Source organism: Sphingomonas sp. (assembly GCF_003248515.1).
Classification (GTDB): domain Bacteria; phylum Pseudomonadota; class Alphaproteobacteria; order Sphingomonadales; family Sphingomonadaceae; genus Sphingomonas_I.
Genome location: NZ_QFOB01000037.1, coordinates 1 through 1,243, shown reverse-complemented (window position 1 = coordinate 1,243; position 1,243 = coordinate 1). Strand labels below are relative to the sequence as shown.

Below are 1,243 nucleotides of genomic sequence, written 5' to 3'. Positions count from 1 at the left end.
GCCGGATCGATGCATTTCCGAGTAACAGGCGTCCATGCTCCCCATTGTTGGCTTGGACACGCGCGGGTGCGCCCTTCAACGACAAATCCAATTTGATCGCTTGGACAGTTCGACACCCGCTGTTCGGTGATTGGCGTGCAGATGGATTGTGGGACTTGGGGATCGATGACGGGTACAGGCGCAGCATTGGCCGCGCAAGTGTTGCTGGTGGTCACCCACGATGTCCATTGGCGACTAGGGCAGGTCGTCGCAGGGCACGTGGCATTGCGCCGTTGGGTAATGGAACCGCTGGCGTTGTCCGCGCACGCTAAAGTTTGGGTTTCGATTGTGGGCGAACACTCACAAGCAGACATGTCTGTTGCTTGAGTCGAAACATTTTTATTGGTGTAGCGGAACAGAACTTCATTGCGATCACGTGTGGCGCATTGCGTTGCCAGCAAGTCCTCACGCAATTTGGAGTATGGCTTTTGCACTTCCACACTGTTGATGCGAACAAAATCCGCTGAGCGGGCCAATGCTGTTGCCAGCTTCACACACGATCCATTTGGTACGGCCTGATAAATCAGGTCAATTGAGTCGTTGGTTCCAAAAGCTGTGCCGGGTTGCACAATGGCCGAGGCGCCAATGCTTGATGGCGTGTCCAATGTGTCGTTGCGCACAATGAATTTTGAGTTGTACGTGCTTTCAAGGGTCGCCGTGGACAAGCCGGCGTACGAGGGTTGCAGTACATAGAGATCCGTGAGCGATTGAACAATTTGTCCTGCGCGCGATTGTTCTGTGCGGATCGCAGCCATTGAAGCTGATGGCTTGAACAACTTATATGTCAACGCTCCAAGTCCGACAATAAGCGCCATGACCAGGGTCAATTCAATCAAATTAAATCCTCTTTGTCTCATTGACCCTCCGTAAAATAATCTCAATTGAAATTACATTACGGGGCTTTTTACTTTTGGCAAGCTATGGCAATTGAAACCCTTCAAGCAATTGCCAATTGCAGAGTCAATTACAAAACGTCCGCATGGTCACACGCGCGATCATCGGGTGTTCGTTGTGTCCACGGGGAAACGCCCCTTGAAGACTTAAGAGTGAGGCGGGGGCGTCTTAAGACAGGTTGGGACACGCGGGGGCAGATCCTGTGTCCATAGTGTGTCCATGGAAGGTTTAGCTGGACACAGCGGCGGTGAAAGCCTTACAGTGCAAGCACTTTGAGGGTATCCGCAACCACACGCGAATAGTGCTTCAT

The 1,243-nt window shown here is 52.1% G+C and carries 1 protein-coding gene; it reads right to left on the bottom strand.

Going from position 1 to position 1,243, the window contains the following annotated elements:
* Positions 1–875, bottom strand: an 875-nt coding sequence (locus tag DI605_RS21455) for a type 4 pilus major pilin (protein WP_293977830.1), incomplete at its 3' end; no start/stop codon positions are given.
* Positions 876–1,243 lie beyond the last annotated feature (368 nt).